Source organism: Streptomyces sp. NPDC091272 (assembly GCF_044757485.1).
Taxonomy (GTDB): domain Bacteria; phylum Actinomycetota; class Actinomycetes; order Streptomycetales; family Streptomycetaceae; genus Streptomyces.
Genome location: NZ_JBIVVC010000013.1, coordinates 153,694 through 173,346 on the forward strand (window position 1 = coordinate 153,694; position 19,653 = coordinate 173,346).

Below are 19,653 nucleotides of genomic sequence, written 5' to 3' on the forward strand. Positions count from 1 at the left end.
CGCGGCCCCGAACGGATGCTCCGGGCCGCGCCCATGTCGTCCCCCGCCCGGCGTTCACCGTACGGGGTGGGCCCCCTCCGCCCCGGGCCGCTCGAACTGGGTGCGGTAGAGCTGTTCGTACCGGCCGCCGGAGGCCAGCAGTTCGCTGTGGGTGCCGCGTTCCACGATCCGGCCGTCCTCGACGACCAGGATCTGGTCGGCGGCCCGTACGGTCGAGAGCCGGTGGGCGATGACCACGGCGGTACGTCCCTCCAGGGCCTCGGCGAGCGCCTCCTGGACGGCCGCCTCCGAGGTGGAGTCGAGGTGCGCGGTCGCCTCGTCGAGGATGACGACGCGCTGCTGGGCGAGGAGCAGCCGGGCGATGGTGAGGCGCTGGCGCTCTCCGCCGGAGAGCCGGTAGCCGCGCTCGCCCACCACGGTGTCCAGTCCGTCGGGCAGTGAGGCGACGAGCCCTTCGAGGCGGGAGCGGCGCAGCGCGTCCCAGATGTCCTCCTCGGTCGCCTCCGGGCGGGCGAGCAGCAGGTTGGCCCGTACGGATTCGTGGAAGAGGTGGCCGTCCTGGGTGACCATGCCCAGGGTCCGGCGGATCGAGTCGGCGCTCAGGTCGCGCACGTCCACCCCGCCGATGCGTACCGTGCCCGCGTCGGCGTCGTACAGCCGCGGCAGGAGCTGGGCGATGGTGGACTTTCCGGCGCCCGACGACCCGACGAGGGCGATCATGTGGCCGGGTTCGGCGCGGAAGGACACGTCGTGCAGGACGTCGGTGCCGCCGCGGTTGTCGAGGACGGCGACGTCCTCCAGGGAGGCCAGCGAGACCTTGTCGGCCGACGGGTAGCCGAAGGTGACGCCGTCGAACTCGACGGAGACCGGCCCGTCCGGGACCGTGCGGGCGTCCGGCTTCTCGTCGATCAGCGGCTTCAGGTCGAGGATCTCGAAGACCCGCTCGAAGCTGACCAGTGCGCTCATCACCTCGACGCGGGCCCCGGCGAGGGCGGTGAGCGGTGCGTAGAGGCGGGTGAGGAGCAGGGCGAGGGAGACGACGGCGCCCGCTTCGAGCTGGCCGCGCAGGGCGTAGAACCCGCCCAGTCCGTAGACGAGTGCCAGGGCGAGGGCCGAGACGAGGGTGAGCGCGGTGATGAAGGTGGACTGCACCATCGCGGTGCGCACACCGATGTCACGGACCCGGCGGGCCCTGGCGGCGAACTCGGCGGACTCGTCCGCCGGCCTGCCGAAGAGTTTGATGAGGGTGGCGCCGGGGGCGGAGAAGCGCTCCGTCATCTGGGTGCCCATGGTGGCGTTGTGCCCGGCCGCCTCCCGCTGGAGCCGCGCCATCCGGGAGCCCATCCGGCGGGCGGGCACCACGAACACCGGCAGCAGGACGAGCGAGAGCAGGGTGATCTGCCAGGAGATGCTGAGCATCACGACGAGTGTCAGCAACAGGGTGACGAGGTTGGAGACCACCCCGGAGAGGGTGTTGCTGAAGGCGCGCTGGGCGCCGATGACGTCGTTGTTGAGGCGGCTGACGAGCGCGCCGGTGCGGGTACGGGTGAAGAAGGCGACCGGCATCCGCTGCACATGGTCGAAGACCGCCGTGCGGAGGTCCAGGATCAGCCCCTCACCCAGGCTCGACGAGAGCCAGCGGGTGAGCAGTGCCAGCGCGGCCTCGGCGACGGCGATCACCGCGATCAGCAGGGCGAGCCGGGTGACCGTGCCCGAGTCGTCCCCGTGGTCGATGGCGTCGACGACGCGGCCCGCGAGGACCGGGGTGGCGACGGCGAGCACCGCCGTGACCACGCTGAGCAGCAGGAACTGGTAGATCTGACCGCGGTGCGGCCTGGCGAAGCGGGCGATCCTGCGCAGGGTGGCCCTGGAGAAGGGGCGCTTGTCGTTCTGTGCGCTCATCACGCTGTGCATCGACGTCCACGCGGTGACTTCCATGTCCACGAGAGGTGCCTCCGGAATCTGATCGGCCGACGTTCGGGGCCTGGTCGGCCTGCCCGGGTCGGGGAACACGCTGAACGCTAGAACCTCAACCGGACTTGTGGTCAAACAATTCCGTGAGGTCGCCCCAACGGGGCCGTCCCCCGGCGGAGTTGACGTCCGCGCCGCAGCCGCCTCAGTCGGTGGGAAGTCCCTTCGCGGAAGCGACGAGGGCGTCGAGAACCGGCCGGATCAGCGGGTGGTTCTCCGCGCCGCGGCGTACGGCGGCGAACACCCTGCGGGTGGCGGCGGGCCCCTCCACGGGACGTACGGCCGCGTCCTTCAGCTCCATGCCCCGCAGCGCGGAGCGCGGCACGAGTGCGACCCCCGCGCCCGCGCCCGCGAGGGCGACCACGGCACGGAAGTCGTCGGAGGAGTGCCTGAGCCGGGGCTGGAAGCCCGCGAGCTCGCAGGCGAGCAGCACCATGTCGTGGCACGGGTTTCCGGGGTAGGGCCCGATCCAGTCGCTGTCGGCGAGCCCGGAGAGCGCCACGGACGGCTCGGCGCACAGGGGGTGCCCGGCGGGGAGTACGGCGTCGAAGGGTTCGGCGTAGAGCGGTACCCGGGCGAGACGCAGGTCGTCCTCGCGGGGCGCGCCCCGGTACTCGACCGCGACCGCCACGTCCGCCTTGCCGCCGAGTACCAGCGGCAGGCTCTCGTCGCCCTCCGCGTCCCACACCCGCATCACGATGCCGGGGTGCCCGGCGGCGAGGCGGCCGACGGCGGGGGCGACGACCTCGGCGATGCCGGTGGCGAAGGAGGCGACCGTCACCTCGCCCGCGGCGCCGCCCGCGTAGTCGGCGAGTTCTGCCTCCGCGCGTTCCAGCTGGGCGAGGACGGCGTGGGTGTGGCCGAGCAGGATCTCGCCCGCCGCCGTCAGTTCCACCCCCTTGCCGGTACGGATCAGCAGGGCGTGCCCCGTCTCCTGCTCCAGCGCGTTGAGCTGCTGGGACACGGCGGAGGGGGTCAGGTACAGCGCTGAGGCCGCGGCGGTCACCGTACGGTGGTCCGCCACGGCCCTCAGGATGCGCAGCCGTCTGGGATCGATCACCCGGCCAGTGTCGCCCGCGCGTCGACAAATGCCGCAATCGCCCTCTCGACGTCCTCGGTGGAGTGCGCGGCGGACAGCTGGACGCGGATGCGCGCCTTGCCCATCGGGACGACCGGGTAGGAGAAGCCGATCACGTACACCCCGCGCTCCAGGAGCAGCTCCGCCATCCGGCCGGCCTCCGCGGCGTCACCGATCATGACCGGTGCGATGGCGTGGTCGCCGGGCAGGATGTCGAAGCCCGCCTCGGTCATCCTCGTACGGAACAGCGCGGTGTTGGCGGCGAGCTTCTCGCGCAGTTCGCCCGCCGATTCCAGCAGGTCGATGACCTTGAGGGAGGCGGCGGCGATGACCGGCGCGAGGGAGTTCGAGAAGAGGTAGGGGCGCGAGCGCTGGCGCAGCAGGGCGACGATCTCGGCGCGGGCCGCGACGTAGCCGCCGGAGGCGCCGCCGAGGGCCTTGCCGAGGGTGCCGGTGATGATGTCGACGCGGTCCGTCACGCCGTGCAGCTCGGGGGTGCCGCGACCGCCCTCACCGACGAAGCCCACCGCGTGCGAGTCGTCGACCATGACCATGGCGTCGTACCGGTCCGCGAGGTCGCAGATCTCGGCGAGCGGGGCGACGTAGCCGTCCATGGAGAAGACGCCGTCGGTGACGATGAGCCGGCGGCGGGCGTCCTGGGTGTCCTGGAGCTGCTTCTCCAGGTCGGCGAGGTCGCGGTTGGCGTAGCGGTAGCGGCGCGCCTTGGAGAGCCGGATGCCGTCGATGATGCTGGCGTGGTTGAGGGCGTCGGAGATGACCGCGTCCTCGGCGCCCAGGAGAGTCTCGAAGACGCCGCCGTTGGCGTCGAAGCAGGAGGAGTAGAGGATCGTGTCCTCCTGGCCGAGGAAGGCCGAGAGACGGGCCTCCAGCTCCTTGTGGATCTCCTGGGTGCCGCAGATGAAGCGCACGGAGGCCATGCCGTAGCCCCAGCGGTCCAGGGCGTCCTTGGCGGCGGCGACGACCTCGGGGTGGTCGGCGAGACCGAGGTAGTTGTTGGCGCAGAAGTTGAGGACCTCGGCGGGCTGCCCGTCGGCGGTGACGCCGACCGTGGCGTTCTGCGGGCTGGAGATGACGCGCTCGGGCTTGAAGAGCCCGGCCTCACGGATCTCGTCGAGGGTGGCACGGAGGTCGTCGCGGACGGACGCGTACATGGCGGTGGGCTCCTAGGTCTGCCTGGAACGGGAAGAAGGACGGACGGGCGCGGACGGGGTGCGGCTCACACGTCCCAGTTCAGGATGATCTTGCCGCTGCGGGCGGTGGCGGCCTCGTCGAAGGCGGCCTCGAAGTCCTGGTAGCCGTAACTGCCGGTGATCACGGGGCTCAGGTCGAGGCCGGCCTCGACCAGGACGGTCATCGCGTACCAGGTCTCGAACATCTCGCGGCCGTAGATCCCCTTGACGGTGATCATCGACGTGACGATCTTCGACCAGTCGACGGCGAACTCCTCGGCCGGCAGGCCCAGCATGGCGATGCGCCCGCCGTGCGTCATGTTGGCCACCATGTCGCGCATGGCCTCGGGGCGGCCGGACATCTCCAGGCCGATGTCGAAGCCCTCCTTGAGGCCGAGCTCGGCCTGCGCGTCCGCGATGGAGGTCCGCGCGACGTTGACGGTGTGGGTGGCGCCCACCTTGCGGGCCAGCTCCAGGCGGGGCTCGCTGACGTCGGTGATGACCACGCTGCGGGCACCGGCGTGCTTGGCGACGGCGGCGGCCATGATGCCGATCGGTCCCGCGCCGGTGATCAGGACGTCCTCACCGACCAGCGGGAAGGACAGCGCGGTGTGCACCGCGTTGCCGAACGGGTCGAAGATCGCCGCGACGTCGAGGTCGACCTCGGTGCGGTGCACCCACACGTTGGAGGCGGGCAGCACGACGTACTCGGCGAAGGCACCGTCGCGTCCGACGCCGAGGCCCACCGTGCTGCGGCACAGGTGTCGGCGGCCGGCCAGACAGTTGCGGCACTTGCCGCACACCAGGTGGCCCTCGCCGCTGACGACGTCACCGACCTTGATGTCCCGGACGTCGGAGCCGGTGTGCGCGACCTGGCCGACGAATTCGTGGCCCAGCACGCGAGGGGTGGTGACGGCCTGCTGCGCCCAGCCGTCCCAGTTGCGGATGTGCAGGTCGGTGCCGCAGATGCCGGTGCGCAGCACCTTGATGAGCACGTCACCCGGACCGGCCTCCGGCTCGGGGACGTCCATGAGCCACAGCCCCGGCTCGGCCCTGTGCTTGACGAGTGCTCTCATGGCTGTGGCTCCAGGCGGTAGTGCGTGACGGCGGCGCGCGGACAGCGCCGGCCCGTGGCGATCACCACGGGGTTCCATGGTGATCGCCTGTGGGCTCCAATCTGCCGATCTCCGCGGGCCGCGTCCATCGAGGATTTCTTAAGTGGCCCCCAAGAGCAGCTTCATTCGCTCACCCGCGTGAGCTGCGGCGATCCGGGCGGACGCCGGGCGCGGACGGCGGCAGCCAGGGCTACGCGCCCCGGTAGGTCTCCAGCAGCCGCAGCCACACCTCGCTGATCGTCGGGTACGAGGGAACCGCGTGCCACAGCCGTGAGACAGGCACCTCGCCCACCACGGCCACCGTCGCGGAGTGCACCAGTTCACTGACCGCCGGGCCGACGAAGGTGACCCCGACGAGGGTCTCGGTGTCCAGGTCGACGACCATGCGGGCGTGGCCCTTGTAGCCGTCGGCGTAGAGGCCGGTGCCGGCGACCGACGCCATGTCGTAGTCGACGGCGCGCACCCTGCGCCCGGCCCGCTCGGCCTCCGCGAGGGTGAGGCCAACCGAACCGGCCTCGGGGTCGGTGAAGACCACCTGGGGGACGGCGGCGTGGTCGGCGGTCGCGGCGTGGGCGCCCCAGCGGGCGTCGTCCACGGCACGCCCCTGGGCGCGGGCGGCGATCGCCTCTCCCGCGATACGCGCCTGGTACTTGCCCTGGTGGGTGAGGAGCGCCCGGTGGTTGGCGTCGCCCACCGCGTACAGCCACTCGGAGCCCGTCACCCGGCAGCTGTCGTCGACGGCGAGCCAGGAGCCCGGTTCGAGGCCGACGCTCTCCAGCCCGATGTCGTCGGTCCTGGGCGCGCGGCCGACCGCGAAGAGGATCTCGTCCGCCTCCAGCTGTTCGCCACCTTCCAGGGTGACGGCGACCGTCGCCCCCTCGCGCTCCACCGCGGAGACCGAAGCCCCGGTGCGTACGGTGGCGCCCGCCTCTTCGAGCGCCGCACGCACGTGCTCGCCCGCGAAGGGCTCCATCCTCGGCAGCAGCCCCTCCTCGCCGCGTACGAGAACGGTGACCTGCGAGCCGAGCGCCTGCCAGGCGGTGGCCATCTCGACGCCGACCACTCCCCCGCCGACCACCACCAGCCGACCGGGTACCTGCTGGGCACTGGTGGCCTCGCGGCTCGTCCACGGCTTGGCGTCCGCGATGCCGGGCAGGTCGGGGACGACCGCCCTGGTGCCCGTGCAGACGGCCACGGCGTGCCGGGCGGTGAGCGTCGTGCGACCGCCGTCCGGGGCCTCCACGGTGACCTTCCGCGGTCCCTCGATGCGGCCGTGGCCGCGGTGGATCGCCACGTCGATCGACTCCAGCCAGCCGACCTGGCCGTCGTCCTTCCAGTTCGACGTGAAGTAGTCGCGGTGGGCGAGGACGGCGGACACGTCGAGATCGCCCTGCACGGCCTGCCGCAGTCCCGGCACCCTGCGGGCGTCGGCGCGCGCGGTGACCGGCCGCAGCAGTGCCTTGCTGGGCATGCACGCCCAGTACGAGCACTCACCGCCGATCAGCTCGGACTCGACGATCGCGACGCTCAGGCCTGCCGCGCGGGCCCGGTCGGCGACGTTCTCCCCGACCGGACCCGCGCCCAGCACCACGACGTCGTACTCGGTGGCCGCGCGGGCCTCTTCTGTTGTTTCGGCAGCTGTCATGAAGCTCAGTCTGATGGGTGGTGTGCGCGGCGACCACAGGGGAAGGCGGACCGACGGAATAGGGCGGCGCCGAACATCGTTGTGCGGTGACGGTGACGCCCGGAATGACGGAAGAGGAGCACAACATGGCCACTGTCGAGCTGACCAAAGAGAACTTCGACAGCGTAGTGACCGACAACGACTTCGTCCTGATCGACTTCTGGGCGTCGTGGTGCGGCCCCTGCCGTCAGTTCGCGCCGGTCTACGAAGGGGCTTCCGACCGTCACGAGGACCTGGTCTTCGCCAAGGTCGACACCGAGGCCCAGCAGGAGCTCGCGGCCGCCTTCGAGATCCAGTCGATCCCGACCCTGATGATCGTCCGAGAGAACGTCGCGGTGTTCGCCCAGCCGGGCGCGCTGCCCGCGGAGGCTCTTGAGGACATCATCGGCCAGGCCCGCAACCTGGACATGGACGAGGTGCGCAAGTCGATCGAGACCGCGCAGAACGGTGCCCAGGAGGGCGCCGGGGAGCAGAAGGAAGCGGGCTGACCCGCTCGGTACCGTGACTCGCCCGGCATCGTGACCTGCCCGTGGGCGTCGCCTCCGTGAGGCGGCGCCCACTCGCATGTCCGGGGCCGTCCGATGCGGCCCGGCGCGGCGCTCGCGAGCACCCCGGGCAGCAGACCTCGGCAGTGGGACTCAGCGTTCCAGGACCAGTGCGAGGCCCTGGCCCACCCCGATGCAGAGTGCCGCCAGCCCGGTGCCCGATCCGGCCGCCGCGAGCTGATGGGCGACCGAGCCCGCGAGGCGCGCCCCGGAGGCGCCGAGCGGGTGGCCGACCGCCAGGGCGCCGCCGCGCGGGTTGACCACCGCGGGATCGAGGTCGGGCCAGGCGGCGAGGCAGCCGAGGGACTGGGCCGCGAAGGCCTCGTTCAGTTCGAGGACGGTCAGGTCGGCGAGCGTCAGGCCCGCCTTGCCGAGCGCCCTGCGGACCGCTTCGACGGGGCCGAGCCCGAACAGCTCGGGTTCGATGCCGGTGACGGCGGAGGTACGGATACGGGCGAGCGGCTCGCGCCCGGTGGCCCGCAGCCCCTCCTCGTCGACCAGGAGCAGGGCCGCCGCCCCGTCGTTGAGCGGCGAGGAGTTGCCCGCGGTGACCGTGCCCGTGCCGTCCGTACGGAAGACCGGCTTCAGCCGGCCCAACGCCTCGGGGGTCGAGGACTCGCGGATGCACTCGTCGCGCGGCAGGTCCACGCCCTCGTACGGCACGACCTCGCTGTCGTAGAGTCCCGCGGCCCACGCCGCCGCGGCCTTCCGGTGGCTCTCAAGGGCGAAGGCGTCCTGTTCCGCCCGGCCGATCCCGTACTTGTCGGCGACGAGTTCGGCGCCCTCGCCGAGGGAGACGGTCCACTGCGCGGGCATCCGGGGGTTGGTCATCCGCCAGCCCAGCGTCGTGGAGTGCAGTTGCTGGTGACCGGCGGGGAAGGCGCGCTCGGGCTTCTGCAGGACCCACGGGGCACGGGACATCGACTCGACACCGCCCGCGATCGCCACGCAGGCGTCGCCCAGGGCGATCGCGCGGGCCGCCTGGATCACGGCCTCAAGGCCCGAGCCGCAGAGCCGGTTGACGGTCACGCCGGGAACGCTCACGGGCAGTCCGGCGAGCAGCACCGCCATGCGGGCCACGTCGCGGTTGTCCTCGCCCGCACCGTTCGCGTCACCGAAGTACACGTCGTCGATCCTGGCCGGGTCGAGGTCCGGACACCTGTCGACCAGGGACCGCACCACGTGGGCGGCGAGGTCGTCGGGACGTACGCCCGAGAGCGCGCCCCCGAACTTGCCGATCGGTGTGCGGACGGCGTCGACGACGTAGACGTCACGGATGCTGGTGGGCATCGGAACTCTCCTCCGGGTCAAGGGCGTTCGTCCGGGTGCCCCCGCGCGACCGCCTGTGATCGTCCTTGATCACCCGGGGCCGAGTCTGTTCCGCGGCTCCTCGACTGTCAACGGCCGCCGGTCCGCCCCCGCGCCTCGGAACCGGCTCCACCACGTGCGTATCGCCGAGCCCGCGCCCTCAGGTTCGTACCGCCGCGCGCGTACTGTCGGATCCGCGCGCTGTCAGCCCGACTCGCGCGGCACCGCGTGCGCGCCCATCAGACCGCTGTCCGGCACCTGCTGCGACGGATGCTGGACCAGGCGGTCGATCAGGTCCGCGAGGTACTGGCCGGGCGGCAGCTCCAGGCGCACCGTGCTGAGGCTGGGACGCAGGAGCTTGCCCAGCAGGAGGTTGTCCGCACCCATGACCGCGGTCTCGCCCGGGACGTCGACGCCTGCGTCCTGCAGCGCCCGCATGAGGAGCTGGGCGTACTCGTCGTTGTAGGCGAACACCGCGTCCAGAGCGAGATCGCGCCAGCGCGCCGCGAGAGCCGCCGCCGACTCCTCGTCGTACCGCATGGCCAGCGGTTCGACGCTCGCCCCGGTGCCCGCGACCGCCTTGCGCAGACCCGCCAGCCGGGGCTTGGAGAAGAGTTCCAGCCCCGGTTCCTCCGGGACGACGGCTCCGATGCGGCGGTGCCCGCGCTCCAGCAGGTGTCCGGCCGCGGCGATGCCCACCTCGCGCTGGTCCATCACCAACGAGTGCGCGCCCTCGACGCGTTGCGGGCCGAGCGTGACGACCGCCTTGGCACCGGACCTCTTGAGGAGCTGCACACCGCGCGCGGTCAGGGTGATCTCGCCGAGCGACACCACGGCCACGGGCCGCAGTTCCGCCCACGCGCGGGCCGCCTCGTCGCCGGTGAGACCGAGACTGCCGTACTGCACGACGGTGTAGTCGAGGTGGCGCAGTGCCCAGTGCAGCTCGTTGAAGAATTTGCCGTAGAGCGGACCGACGGGGATGTGCGCGGTCGGCAGGAGAACCATGCGGGTGTGCCCCGCGCGCAGACTGCGCGCCGCGGCGTGCGGGACGTAGCCGAGCTCCTCGGCGGCCTCACGGACCCGGCGGCGGGTCGGCTCGCTGATCCGCACGGCCGAGGTGTTGTTCAGCACGTACGACACGGTGGCGCGCGACACGCCTGCCAGGCGTGCGACATCGGTGCTGGTGGGGACGGGTTGGTCGGCTGACTTCTTCGGTGTCTGGCTCATCGCGTTCGGCATCTTTCCAGACGGGTGCGGTACGAGGTCTAGCGGTTGGCCGGATTTGGGTGCTACAAAGCGTTTACACGGGTCACTGACACGTGTCACCTTACTTTTCGGAGCACCCGGCAGAACCCTCGGCACGGCCTTCCCGGGCAGAGCTCTCCCCTCATCCCATCCGCCGCTCATTTCCCACTGGAGTGCAGCGTGGCTCTTTCCTCCCCCGGTACCGGCGTGGACGCCGGTACCGACTCCGCACCGACGGCCGGCCCGACCCGAGGGCTGCTCCCCCTGCTGCTCGTGGGCAACACCGTCATGTACGCGCTCTACATCGGCGTGCCCGGCTTCGTCCTGGCGATGCAGGTCGCCGGGATCGACGAGGCGAACAAGGTCAGCAACATGACCGTGGTCTCCGGTGTCTCCGCGGTCTTCGCCACGATCTTCAACCCCGTCGCGGGTGCGCTGTCCGACCGCTCCGGGCGCCGCAACCCGTGGATCCTGGGCGGCGGCGTCGGCGCCCTCGCGGTGATGGCACTGCTCGGCAGCGTCAACACCGTGCTGCTGGTGACGATCGTCTGGTGCCTGGGCCAGGCGGCGATGAACTTCTACCAGGCGGCGCTCACCTCGGTGGTCCCCGACCGGGTCCCGATCGCCTCACGCGGCAAGGCGTCGGCGGCCGTCGGTCTGGGCATTCCGCTCGGCTCGACCATCGGCGCGCTGATCGGCGCGGCCTTCTCGGACAGCTACCGCACCGGGTACCTGCTGTTCGGCGCGCTGGTGGCGGCGGCAGCGGTCCTGTTCACCACCTGCGCCCGGGAGGAGCGCCGCCCCGGCAAGCCCGCGGTGCCGCTCAAGGAGCAGCTGAGGTCCTTCGCGAGCGCGCTGGCCAACCACGACTTCCGCTGGGCGTTCATCGGCCGGGCGCTGCTGGTCCTCGGCTACTTCGGGGTACTCGGCTTCCAGCTGTACATCCTCACCGACCACACCGAGCTGCCCGGGGGCATGAAACCCGCGGACGCCGCGGCGATCCTCACCATGGTCAACGCGGCCGCGTCGGTCGTCTCCACCGTCCTGGGCGGTTGGCTGTCCGACAAGTACAACCGCCGCAAGGCGTTCGTCGGAGTCTCCGCGCTGCTGGCCGCCCTCGCCATGGTCTTCCCCGCACTCTCCAGCAGCTGGACCGCGATGCTGGTCTTCGGTGCGATCAACGGTCTCGGCTTCGGCTGTTACATGGCAGTGGACACCGCACTGGTCACCATGGTGCTGCCGAAGTCCGAGGACGCCGCCCGGGACATGGGCATCCTCAACGTCGCCAACGCGGGTCCGCAGATCGCCGCCCCGTTCATCGCCGGTCTGGTCGTCCAGCTCAGCGGGGGCTACACCGCTCTCTTCCTGGTCGCGGCGGTCCTCTCGATACTGGGTGCGCTCGCCGTGTACCCGATCCGCGGCGTGCGCTGACCGCCGTCAGGCATCCACCAGAACCCGCCCGCTCCACCACCCGCTCCCGCCGGAAAGGCATCACAGTGCAGCTGAACACCCACACCTGGGGCGAGGGCGACCGCGTCGCCCTGCTGATCCACGGCATCATGGCCGACCACCGAGCCTGGCGGACCGTCGGTCCCGCGCTGGCCGGCAAGGGCTACCGGGTCGTGGCGGTGGACCTGCGGGGCCACGGCCTCAGCGGGCGCGCCGACTCCTACACCCCGGAGGACTTCGCCGACGACCTCGCCGAAACCCTCGCGGCGGACGCCGAACTGGCCGTCGGTCACTCGCTGGGCGGCCTGGCCCTGTCCCTCGCCGTGGACCGGCTGCGTCCGCGGCGCGCGGTGTACTGCGACCCGGCGTGGCACCTGGAACTGCCCGGGGGCTTCGGGCCCGAGGTGTTCGCGCAGTTCAAGTCGGCGCCGCGGGAGCAGATCGCCGCGCTGAACCCGCGCTGGGCCGACGAGGACGTCGACGTCGAGGTGGCGACCCTGGCCCTCTGGGACGAGGCGTCCGCCCTCGGCCTGGCGGGGCTCCGGGGGCGCGACCTGCTGCCCGCGAAACCGGTCGTGCCGTCCCTGGTGCAGCTGGCCGACCCGAGCATGATCATCAACGAGGAGCGGGCGGAGCTGCTGCGCGGGCGCGGCTTCGAGGTCCGTACGGTCAAGGGCGCGGGACACACCATCCAGCGCGACGACTTCGAAGGGTTCATGTCGTCGCTGGATGGCTGGATCTAGTCCCTGGTCCAACCAATCCCCCGTCCTGTCCTGTCTTGTCCTGTCCTGTCCTGTCCCTGGTGCCGGGCCCGGGCCCGGGCACGATGGCAGAGTCACCCGGCGGCTCTGCTCATCGGGCCCCCGGTCCGGTGTGCTCAGCCGCGGGCCAGCACTCCCCAGAGCGCCGGGTCCTCGAAGCCCAGCGCCCACAGGCCGGTCCGGGTGATTCCGTGTTTGCGCAGCACCGGCAGGTGCGCCGCCACGCCTCGCGCGTCCTGGTACCACACGGTGTGCCGGCGGCCGCCCGCCGAGTAGGTGAAGTGGGGCGACCCCGTGGCGGGGTCCAGTCGGTAGGGCGCGCCGGTGCGCCTGCGCAGCGCCTCCGCCTCCTTCCAGGTGACGTGCTCGGTCTCGCCGCCCGCCACCCAGTCCCAGCCGTACGCGGGCAGCGCCATCTCGATCTTCGCGCGCGGAATGAGGGTGGTGGCGTGGGTGAGGATCTGGTCGTACCACCGCGGGGTGGCGAGCGGGCCAGGGGCCCCGCCCTCCCAGTGCAGGTTGTAGGCCATGATGCGCACCCGGTCGGCGGCCCGGCCGAGCGAGCGGTAGTCCCAGATGCGACCGCTGCCGGCGGTCTGCGGGGTGACGGCGACGGCGCACGTCTTGCGGACGGCGTGCAGGGCCTCGCAGAGGTCGGTGACCAGCGCCGCGTACCCGGCGCGTACCGCTTGGTACTGCGCGTCGCCCGTGGGGGCGATGGTCTCGTAGTCGAGTTCCAGTCCGTCGTAGTCGCCCCGTGCGGCGACGGCGAGCAGGGTGCGCAGGTGGGTGGCGCGTCGGGCCGGGTCGGTGACGATCGCGCCGAGCACTCCGGCCGGAAGGGTTTCCATCACGGTGGGAACGACCTTGATGCCGGCCCGGTGGAGCCCGTCGACGATCGCGGTGTCCTCCGCGTTCTCGTGCGGGTCGACCCGGTCCGCGGCGCTCGCCCGGTACCAAAAGGGACTGACCGTGTGGAGCTGCCCGGCATGGGCGACGGCGTCCCGGTAGGCCGTCGGCTGGTCCCAGTAGGGCAGCCAGGCGGACACCGTACGGGCGGGCCCGGGTCGGACCTGCGCGGCGCTCTCCGCCGTCGCGGCGGGGGCGGCCGGGACCGTCAGCACGAGCGCGGCAAGCAGGGGAAGCAGCGTGACGTTCATGGGCCGAGCCTGCGGGTGCGGCGGGCGGCGCGCGCCGCGCGGTGGGCCGGTCGGGCGCACGACCCCCGCGACGGGCGGCGCGCGGTGGGGTGAGCCGGACGGGCGCACGCCACCGCGGTAGGCGGCGCGCCGCGGGGTGAGCCGGACGGGTGCACGCCACCCCCTACCCTGACGGCGTGACGACTTCACTGCACAACTCCGCGGACCCCCACCCCCGGCCCGAACTGCCCGGCAGCAGCGGCCCGAGCGCGACGACGGAGGCCGAGCCGCACGAGATCGGCCCGGTGCGCATGGAGTATGCCCCCGAGCGCGACGGCGATCCCGACCCCGGCGAGATCGTCTGGACCTTCGTGCCCTACGAGGAGAACGACGGCCGCGGCAAGGACCGCCCGGTGCTCGTCGTGGCGCGCGAGGCGGCGGGCACGCTGCTGGCGGTGCGGCTGTCGAGCAAGCGGCACGACCACGACCGCGAGTGGCTGGCGATCGGCGCGGGCCCGTGGGACGGCGCGGGCCGTGAGTCCTGGGTGGACCTCGACCGGGTGCTGCGGGTGCACGAGGACGGGATGCGGCGCGAGGCCTGTGCGCTGGACCGGCCGATGTTCGACCAGGTGGCACGGCGGCTCACCGAACGGTACGGCTGGCGCGGCTGACCGGACCCGCCCGGACCCGCCCGGTGCCGACGGAAGCCGGTCGTCCGTGCGGCTTCAGGCGCCGAACGCCGAGCGGAACGCCTGGAGCGCGGGCCCCCTGCCGCTCCGGTCCAGGACCGCGAAGGTCACCCGGTCGAAGTGGCCTGCGAAACGGCCCGATCCGGTCAGCAGCTCCTTGAACACCCCCGCGACGACGGGGGGTTCGTTCATGAAGACTCCACAGCCCCATGCCCCGAGGACGATCCGCCGGTAGCCGCCTGCCACCGCCACCTCCAGGACGCGTTCCGCGCGCGAGGCGAGCACGGCGGCGATGCGCCCCGCCTGCTCGGGCTCGCGCTGTCTGATCACTCCGGCGTTGGGGGCGGGCGAGGTGAGGAAGCCCACCTGGTAGGGGTTGCTGAGCAGCTGTCCGCGATCGTCGCGGAAGACCGGGACGCCGGGCGAGTGGATCACCCGGTCGGTGTAGAACACGTCGCGTTCGGCGCGGTGGTGGGCGTAGAACTCCGGCGCGCGCAGCAGGCACGTGTACAGCGCCGAGGCACGGCAGAGCGCCTCCTCCTGGGCCTGCGCCCCGTTGAGGTAGCCGCCCCCGGGGTTGCGCGCCGAGGCGAAGCAGAGCACCGCCACCGGGTCCGGGGCGTCCCCGGTGAGGCGGCGGGCCGCCTCGGTGCTGCTCTCCGCGGTGACCTCGACGGAGGTCGCCCGGCCGGCGCCGGGCACTGCCGCCACCGGCTCCGGTCCGTGGCTCCGGGTGGCGGAAGAGGCGGCGGCCGTTGCCGCGGCGATGGATACGACCCGGCCGTCGGGGCAGATGTACTGCCCGGCGGCGACGATGCTTTCGGTTTCTCGCGCGATCGCGCGCAGTCGTGCACTCACCGTGTGATCATCCGGCCGCAACACCTTCGGAGCAAAGGATTTTGCAGGAGTGGCAGCGAGCGTCGGACAGCCGGGTTCTTCAGGAGTGGCAGCGAGCGCCGCACGGCCAGACTCTGCACGAGTGGCAGCGAGCGCCGCACGGCCAAAAGATGACTCTTGTGCGATGCCCGATCAGTCGGTTGGCTGGTCTGCTGTGTCCGGGCCCGCCCGGCCGGGACACCACGACGGTCGGCAGCCGCAACTCTTGGACAGGAGGAACTAACCGTGCCAGCAGCCCAGTTCAACGATGGCGGGCCGCCCATCGCCGAGACCGAGGCGGCGGACCTGCTGCGATGTATCTGCTTCAAGACGGGCCCGCCGCGAAAGCTCGGGGTGGAACTCGAATGGCTCGTCCACGACCTGCACTCCCCGCACCTGCCCGTCTCCCCCGGCCGCCTGCGCGCGGCCCATGCCGCCGCCCGCTCACTGCCCCTGCGCTCGGCCCTCACCGTCGAGCCCGGTGGCCAGTTGGAGCTCAGCTCACTGCCCGCCGCCTCGCTCACGGAAGTCGTCGACTCCGTCTCCGCCGATCTGACCGCCGTGCGCGGCGCCCTGCACGCGCAGGGCCTCGCCCTGGCCGGATTCGGCCAGGATCCCTGGCAGCCACCGCGCCGCTTCCTGCGCGAACCCCGGTACGAGGCCATGCAGCGCTGCCTCGACCGGGCGGGCCCCTCCGGTCTGGCGATGATGTGCACCTCGGCCTCGATCCAGGTGTGCGTGGACGCCGGACACGAGGAGCCGGGGCCGCTGGGGCTCGGCCGGCGCTGGCTGCTCGCCCATCTGCTGGGTGCGGTACTGGTGGCCGCCTTCGCCAACTCCCCGTACGCGCAGGGAACCCGTACGGGCTGGCGGTCGAACCGTCAGGCCCTCTGGGCGGGCATCGAGCCGGGCCGCACTCTCGCCCCGCCGTCCGGCGCCGAACCTCGTGCCGCGTGGGCGCAGCGGGTCCTGGACGCCCCGGTGATGTGTGTGCGCGCCCGGGACGGCGAGCCGTGGCAGGTTCCGGAGGGGCTGACCTTCCGGGAGTGGACGCGTGGCCGGCAGCCGCGCGCCCCCGACCGCGCCGATCTCGCCTATCACCTCACGACGCTGTTCCCGCCGGTCAGGCCGCAGGGCCATCTGGAGCTGCGGATGATCGACGCACAGCCCGGCGCGGACGGCTGGCTGGTGCCGCTCGCCGTGACGGCCGCGCTCTTCGACGACCCGCAGGCGGCCGAGATCGCCTACCGCGCCGTCAAGCCGCTGGGCGAGACGGCCGGTGCCGGGCCCGCGCCGCACAACCCGCTCTGGGAGACCGCGGCCCGAAAGGGCCTTTCAGATCCCGAACTGCACGCGGCCGCGGTGGTATGTTTCGCCGCCGCCCTCGACGCGCTGCCCCGGCTGGGCGCGGCGGAGCCGGTGCGCCAGGCGGTCGCCGCGTACGTCGAGCGCTACGTCTCCCGTGGCCGCTGCCCCGCCGACGACCTGCTCGACAGTGACCTGGACGACCTGCTGGACCAGGAGGAACCTCTTCGATGAACGACGCCGTCCAGCCCCCGGACACGGACTCCGAGGGGCTTCGCAACCGCGCCGTCCAGGCGCTGACCGCCGCCCGCGACCGGACCGAACTCCTCACCTCCTGCGTCGACGACGCCGAACTCACCGCCCAGCACTCTCCGTTGATGTCACCTCTGGTCTGGGACCTGGCGCACATCGGTAACCAGGAGGAGCTGTGGCTGCTGCGCAACGTCGCGGGGCGCGACGCGCTGCGCCCCGAGATCGACTCGGTGTACGACGCCTTCGAGCATCCGCGCTCGGCGCGTCCGACGCTGCCGCTGCTCGCCCCCGCCGAGGCCAGGTCGTACGCGGCCCAGGTACGCGGCCGGGCACTGGACGTCCTGGAGCGCAGTCCGCTGCGCGGCGGACCACTGGAGGCTGACGCCTTCGCCTTCGGGATGGTCGCCCAGCACGAGCAGCAGCACGACGAGACGATGCTGATCACCCACCAGCTGCGGCGCGGGCCCACCGCCCTGACCGCCCCCGCGCCACCGCCGGCCCCCGAGGGGGCGGCGCGGCTGCCCGCCGAGGTCCTGGTGGCCGGTGGCCCGTTCGAGATGGGTACCTCTCTCGAACCGTGGGCCCTGGACAACGAGCGGCCCGCGCACGTCACCTTCGTGCCGTCCTTCCACCTCGACACGACCCCGGTCTCCTGCGGTGCGTACCTGTCCTTCGTCGAGGACGGCGGCTACGCCGACCCGCGCTGGTGGCAGCCGGCGGGCTGGGGGACGGTGCAGGAACACGGCTTGCGGGCACCCCTGTTCTGGCGTCGTGAGGGCGGTGAGTGGCTGCGGCGGCACTTCGGCACGACCGAGCCCGTTCCGCTGGACGAACCGGTCCTGCACGTGAGTTGGTACGAGGCGGACGCGTACGCCCGCTGGGCGGGGCGGCGACTGCCCTCGGAGGCCGAGTGGGAGAAGGCCGCCCGGCACGATCCGGTGTCCGGCCGTTCGACCCGCTACCCCTGGGGTGACGCGGATCCCTCCCCCGACCGCGCCAACCTCGGCCAGCGCCATCTGCGGCCGGCCCCGGTCGGTGCGTACCCGGCCGGCGAATCACCGCTGGGAGTACGGCAGTTGATCGGCGACGTGTGGGAGTGGACGTCGAGCGACCTGCTGCCCTACCCGGGGTTCGCCCCGTTCCCGTACCGCGAGTACTCGGAAGTCTTCTTCGGCCCCGGGCACAAGGTGTTGCGCGGCGGCTCCTTCGGCGTCGACCAGGTGGCGTGCCGGGGCACGTTCCGCAACTGGGACCTGCCGGTGCGACGGCAGATCTTCGCCGGCTTCCGCACCGCACGGGACGCCGCGGCGGGTGAGCTCTGATGTGCCGTCACCTTGCTTACCTCGGGCCCGAATCGGCGGTGCACGACATCCTCGTCGAGCCCCCGCGCGGGCTCTACCGCCAGGCCTGGGCGCCCCGGCTGCAGAAGTACGGCACGGTCAACGCGGACGGCTTCGGTGTCGGCTGGTACGCCGGAGGAGATCCGGTGCCCGCCCGTTACCGGCGCAGCGGCCCGATGTGGGCGGACGCCAACTTCGCCGATCTGGCCCGCGTCGTTCGGTCGGGGGCGCTGCTCGCGGCCGTACGGGACGCCACCGAGGCGGGCGCCGACGGGGAGGCGGCGGCGGCGCCGTTCACCTCGGGTCCCTGGCTGTTCAGCCACAACGGGGCGCTGCCCGGCTGGCCCGCCTCGCTGGCCGGGCTCGCCGCCGCCCTGCCCGCGGCGGAACTGCTGGCCCTGGAGGCACGCTGCGACTCCGCCCTGGTGTGGGCGCTGGTCCTGCACCGGCTGCGGGCGGGCGACGAACCGGGGCAGGCCCTCGCCGACACCGTCCGGGACGTGGCGCGGGCCGCTCCGGGCGGCCGGCTCAACCTGCTGCTGACCGACGGCACGACCGTCATCGCGACCGCCTGGGGCGACACCCTGTGGTACCTGGCCGGGCCGGACCGCCGCACGGTCGTCGCATCCGAGCCGTACGACGACGATCCGCTCTGGGTCGAGGTCCCGGACCGCACCCTGCTCACCGCCACCCGTACCGATGTCCTGCTGACCCCGCTCAAGGAGCCCGCCGCGTGAGCCCGTACCTCGTGACCCGCACCCTTCCGGTGAACGCCACCGACGCCGACCTGCGCACCGATGTGCTCCAGGGGCTCGGCCGGGACACCAAGTCGCTGCCGCCCAAGTGGTTCTACGACGCGCGCGGCAGCGAGCTGTTCGAGGAGATCACCAGGCTCCCCGAGTACTACCCGACCCGTGCGGAGCGGGAGATCCTGCTCGCGCGCGCGGGCGAGATCGCCGCCGCGAGCCGGGCGGGCACCCTGGTGGAGCTGGGCTCGGGCTCCTCGGAGAAGACCAGGATCCTCCTGGACGCCCTGCCGGACCTGCACAGCTACGTGCCGGTGGACGTCAGTGAGAGCGCGCTCCAACTGGCCGCCGAGGGGCTGCTGGCGGAGCGTCCCGCGCTCTCCGTGCATGCGCTGATAGCCGACTTCACCCGTGGGCTGGCACTGCCCGGCACGCCGGGTCCCCGGCTCGTGGCCTTCCTGGGCGGCACGCTCGGCAATCTGCTTCCCGACGAGCGCGCGGTGTTCCTGAAGTCGGTGCGCTCGATGCTCTCGCCGGGCGACGCGCTGCTGCTCGGCACGGACCTGGTGAAGGACGAGGACACGCTCGTCGCGGCGTACGACGACGCGGCCGGGGTGACGGCGGCCTTCAACAAGAACGTGCTGGCGGTGGTGAACCGTGAACTGGACGCGGACTTCGACCCGGACGACTTCACGCACGTGGCGCACTGGAACGTTGAGCGCGAGTGGATCGAGATGCGGTTGCGGGCCCGCTCCGCGCTGACGGTGAAGGTGCGGGAGCTGGACCTCGCGGTCTCCTTCGCCGCGGGTGAGGAGCTGCGCACCGAGGTGTCCGCGAAGTTCCGAAAGGAGGGCATACGCAGCGAACTGGCCGCTGCTGACCTGGAGTTGGGTCACTGGTGGACGGACGAGGCGGGCCGGTTCGCGCTGTCGTTGTCCACCCCCGTCTAGGACGCCCGAG

Annotated in this window: 17 protein-coding genes; 8 read left to right on the forward strand and 9 right to left on the reverse strand. The window is 72.3% G+C overall.

The genetic code is table 11. The annotated features are described in order from the left end of the window. Positions 1 to 54 precede the first annotated feature (54 nt). From ACIQM4_RS29575 to ACIQM4_RS29595, 5 genes are all read right to left on the reverse strand, one after another. Positions 55 to 1,944 (reverse strand): ABC transporter ATP-binding protein, encoded by a 1,890-nt coding sequence (locus tag ACIQM4_RS29575; RefSeq protein ID WP_401597822.1) that lies wholly within the window; start codon positions 1,942 to 1,944, stop codon positions 55 to 57. A 172-nt stretch (positions 1,945 to 2,116) separates the two neighbouring features. Further along, entirely contained in the window at positions 2,117 to 3,031 is a 915-nt protein-coding gene (locus ACIQM4_RS29580) for a LysR family transcriptional regulator (RefSeq protein WP_401597825.1), read from the reverse strand. Continuing rightward, complete coding sequence (locus ACIQM4_RS29585; protein ID WP_401597828.1) at positions 3,028 to 4,221, reverse strand: glycine C-acetyltransferase; 1,194 nt, start codon at positions 4,219 to 4,221, stop codon at positions 3,028 to 3,030. The genes ACIQM4_RS29580 and ACIQM4_RS29585 overlap by 4 nt, the downstream gene beginning before the upstream one ends. A gap of 65 nt (positions 4,222 to 4,286) precedes the next feature. Then, positions 4,287 to 5,315: an L-threonine 3-dehydrogenase gene (gene tdh, locus ACIQM4_RS29590; protein ID WP_401597830.1), complete on the reverse strand. Its 1,029-nt coding sequence runs from the start codon at positions 5,313 to 5,315 to the stop codon at positions 4,287 to 4,289. A gap of 229 nt (positions 5,316 to 5,544) precedes the next feature. Continuing rightward, complete coding sequence (locus ACIQM4_RS29595; RefSeq protein WP_401597832.1) at positions 5,545 to 6,999, reverse strand: dihydrolipoyl dehydrogenase family protein; 1,455 nt, start codon at positions 6,997 to 6,999, stop codon at positions 5,545 to 5,547. 125 nt (positions 7,000 to 7,124) lie between these two features. On the opposite strand from ACIQM4_RS29595, the gene trxA reads away from it, so the two are divergent. Further along, on the forward strand, positions 7,125 to 7,526 hold the full coding sequence (gene trxA, locus ACIQM4_RS29600) for a thioredoxin (RefSeq protein ID WP_401597835.1): 402 nt from the start codon (positions 7,125 to 7,127) through the stop codon (positions 7,524 to 7,526). A gap of 150 nt (positions 7,527 to 7,676) precedes the next feature. Here trxA and ACIQM4_RS29605 read toward each other — a convergent pair whose 3' ends face one another. After that, positions 7,677 to 8,873 carry a thiolase family protein gene (locus ACIQM4_RS29605; RefSeq protein WP_401597838.1) on the reverse strand — a complete coding sequence of 399 codons (1,197 nt, stop codon included), beginning with the start codon at positions 8,871 to 8,873 and terminating at the stop codon, positions 7,677 to 7,679. 222 nt (positions 8,874 to 9,095) lie between these two features. Then, positions 9,096 to 10,118: a LacI family DNA-binding transcriptional regulator gene (locus ACIQM4_RS29610; protein WP_401597841.1), complete on the reverse strand. Its 1,023-nt coding sequence runs from the start codon at positions 10,116 to 10,118 to the stop codon at positions 9,096 to 9,098. Between the two features lie 198 nt (positions 10,119 to 10,316). Between ACIQM4_RS29610 and ACIQM4_RS29615 the strand changes: the two genes are divergently transcribed. Together ACIQM4_RS29615 and ACIQM4_RS29620 are read left to right on the forward strand one after the other, a co-directional pair. Next, complete coding sequence (locus tag ACIQM4_RS29615) at positions 10,317 to 11,567, forward strand: MFS transporter (RefSeq protein WP_401597844.1); 1,251 nt, start codon at positions 10,317 to 10,319, stop codon at positions 11,565 to 11,567. 65 nt (positions 11,568 to 11,632) lie between these two features. Further along, positions 11,633 to 12,328 carry an alpha/beta fold hydrolase gene (locus tag ACIQM4_RS29620; RefSeq protein ID WP_401597846.1) on the forward strand — a complete coding sequence of 232 codons (696 nt, stop codon included), beginning with the start codon at positions 11,633 to 11,635 and terminating at the stop codon, positions 12,326 to 12,328. 134 nt (positions 12,329 to 12,462) lie between these two features. Here the strand turns inward: ACIQM4_RS29620 and ACIQM4_RS29625 are convergent, their stop codons facing one another. After that, positions 12,463 to 13,506, reverse strand: a complete 1,044-nt coding sequence (locus ACIQM4_RS29625) for a glycosyl hydrolase family 18 protein (RefSeq protein ID WP_401597849.1) — start codon at positions 13,504 to 13,506, stop codon at positions 12,463 to 12,465. Positions 13,507 to 13,682: 176 nt separating this feature from the next. On the opposite strand from ACIQM4_RS29625, the gene ACIQM4_RS29630 reads away from it, so the two are divergent. Next, on the forward strand, positions 13,683 to 14,156 hold the full coding sequence (locus ACIQM4_RS29630; protein WP_401597852.1) for a type II toxin-antitoxin system PemK/MazF family toxin: 474 nt from the start codon (positions 13,683 to 13,685) through the stop codon (positions 14,154 to 14,156). Between the two features lie 54 nt (positions 14,157 to 14,210). Here ACIQM4_RS29630 and ACIQM4_RS29635 read toward each other — a convergent pair whose 3' ends face one another. After that, positions 14,211 to 15,032 carry a TIGR02452 family protein gene (locus ACIQM4_RS29635; RefSeq protein WP_401597855.1) on the reverse strand — a complete coding sequence of 274 codons (822 nt, stop codon included), beginning with the start codon at positions 15,030 to 15,032 and terminating at the stop codon, positions 14,211 to 14,213. Positions 15,033 to 15,296: 264 nt separating this feature from the next. Between ACIQM4_RS29635 and egtA the strand changes: the two genes are divergently transcribed. The 4 genes from egtA to egtD are packed head-to-tail and all read left to right on the forward strand — an operon-like array spanning position 15,297 to position 19,643. Then, positions 15,297 to 16,589: an ergothioneine biosynthesis glutamate--cysteine ligase EgtA gene (egtA, locus tag ACIQM4_RS29640; RefSeq protein WP_401597858.1), complete on the forward strand. Its 1,293-nt coding sequence runs from the start codon at positions 15,297 to 15,299 to the stop codon at positions 16,587 to 16,589. Then, entirely contained in the window at positions 16,586 to 17,929 is a 1,344-nt protein-coding gene (gene egtB, locus ACIQM4_RS29645) for an ergothioneine biosynthesis protein EgtB (RefSeq protein WP_401597860.1), read from the forward strand. The genes egtA and egtB overlap by 4 nt, the downstream gene beginning before the upstream one ends. Then, a complete protein-coding gene (egtC, locus tag ACIQM4_RS29650) occupies positions 17,929 to 18,684 on the forward strand; it encodes an ergothioneine biosynthesis protein EgtC (protein ID WP_401597863.1) in 756 nt (251 codons plus the stop codon). Before egtB ends, egtC begins: the two co-directional genes overlap by 1 nt. Further along, a complete protein-coding gene (egtD, locus tag ACIQM4_RS29655; RefSeq protein WP_401597865.1) occupies positions 18,681 to 19,643 on the forward strand; it encodes an L-histidine N(alpha)-methyltransferase in 963 nt (320 codons plus the stop codon). Before egtC ends, egtD begins: the two co-directional genes overlap by 4 nt. The last annotated feature ends 10 nt before the right edge of the window (positions 19,644 to 19,653 follow it).